At 71.4% G+C, this 1,774-nt stretch carries 2 pseudogenes; both read left to right on the top strand.

From position 1 onward, the window contains the following. Positions 1-1,392: pseudogene (locus AX685_RS22560) on the top strand (Ti-type conjugative transfer relaxase TraA); the annotation flags it as partial. Between the two features lie 9 nt (positions 1,393-1,401). Then, positions 1,402-1,774 (top strand): annotated as a pseudogene (locus tag AX685_RS23135) (DUF6118 family protein); the annotation flags it as partial.

The raw sequence follows: 1,774 nt of genomic DNA, 5'->3' as shown, positions 1-1,774 counted from the left end.
ACGCGCGCGCTGGCGACGGGGCGCACCGGCGAGGCGATCCACGCTTATGACGGCAAGGGCATGGTCCACGCGGCCGACACGCGCGAGCAGGCGCGGGGCGAGCTGGTCGACGGCTGGGATCGTGCGCGCCAGGCCGAGCCGGGCAAATCCCGCGTTATCCTCACCCACACCAACGCCGAGGTTCGCGAGCTGAACGAGGAGGCGCGTGGCCGGCTTCGCGCGACCGGCGACCTTGGCGATGACGTGGCGTTCAGCGCCGACCGGGGGACGCGCGCGTTCGCGCGCGGCGACCGCTTGATGTTCCTGCGGAACGAGCGGTCGCTGGGGGTGAAGAACGGCACGCTTGGCACGATCGAGCAGGTGTCGGCCGAGGGCATGAAGGTTCGGCTCGACAGTGGCGCGCGCGTCGCGTTCGACGCGAAGGACTATGCCCATGTCGATCACGGCTACGCCGCCACGTTCCACAAAGCGCAGGGCGTGACGGTCGATAGTGCCCACATTCTCGCCACCCCCGGCATGGACCGGCACAGCGCTTATGTCGGCCTGTCGCGGCATCGCGACGACGTGCAGCTCCACTATGGCCGCGACGACTTCGCCGACCAGCGCCAGCTTGTCCGCGCCCTATCGCGCGATCGGGGCAAGGACATGGCCGGCGACTATGCACGGCCAGAGCAGGACCAGGCCCGCGCCTTCGCCGATCGGCGCGAGATCCGGTTCCCGGAACTCGCGCGCCAAGTGGCGGAGAAGGTCCGCGACAAGGCGCGGGGCATGTTCGCGGGGTTCCGGCCGAAGCCGGCGACCGAGAAAGCGACGTCGCCGGAGCGTGTCGCGGCCGATCGGCCGCCGGCATCCTCGCAGGCCCGCGCGATCGAGCGCTATGGGCGCGCCGCAGCGGATATAGGCCGGATGCGGGACAAGGGGTTGCCGGTGCTGGCGCACCAGGAACAGGCGCTGGCGAAGGCTGGCGACGCGCTCGACCAGGTGCGACCGCTTGGGAGCCGCGACCTTGCCAGCGCGATCGAGCGCGACCCCCGACTCGCGCGCGACGCGGCCGAGGGGAATACGGGCGGCGCGGTGAAGGCGATGGAGACGGAGCGCCAGGTCCGCATCGACCCGGAGAAGCGCGCGGACCGGTTCGTGGAGCAGTGGCAGGGCATGAAGGAGGCGCGCGCCAGCATGGAGCGTGCCGGCGACCGTGCGGGCGCTGATAAGTTGGGCAAGCGCATGGAGAACATGGCGGGCGGATTGCATCGCGATCCGCAGCTCGAATCCGTGTTGCGCGCCCGCGCGTCCGAGCTGGCGTTGCGCATGGAGCGGGGCCGGTCGATCGGGCAGGAGCTCGCGCAGTCGGTCGGACAAGGCCGCGACCGCGATCGTGGCATGAGCCGGTAAGGGGGACAGGTGACGGACGAGGACGATAGCCAAGGAGCCGACGCAGCCGAGGCGTTCGAGGCGATGCGCGGCGAGCTTGCGCTGTTGCGCCGCGCCGTGGAGGGCTTGGCGGCCGAGCGCGGCGGACAAGACATACCCGATTATTCCGAGACGCTGGGGCGGATGCAGCAGGGCGTGGACACGGCGGGCGAGAACATCGCGCGCATCGGCCAGTTTCTGAAGGCCGCCCCGGCGCTGGCGATGACGCCCGAGCAAATGGCGCAGCGGATCGCGGCGGCGGGCAACGCCGCCCGGCGCGAGGACCAGGCGGCGCTCGCCAAGGCGGGCGAGGACAAGGCCCGCGTCATGGCCGAGCTTCGCGCCATCGCCGGGTCCGCATGGA

Origin of the sequence: Sphingomonas sp. CCH9-F2 (assembly GCF_001556735.1) — a bacterium.
In the GTDB taxonomy this organism is placed as follows: Bacteria; Pseudomonadota; Alphaproteobacteria; order Sphingomonadales; family Sphingomonadaceae; genus Sphingomonas; species Sphingomonas ginsenosidimutans.
The sequence above is the reverse complement of the archived record's forward strand: the minus strand, read 5'-3'. Positions and strand labels throughout refer to the sequence as shown.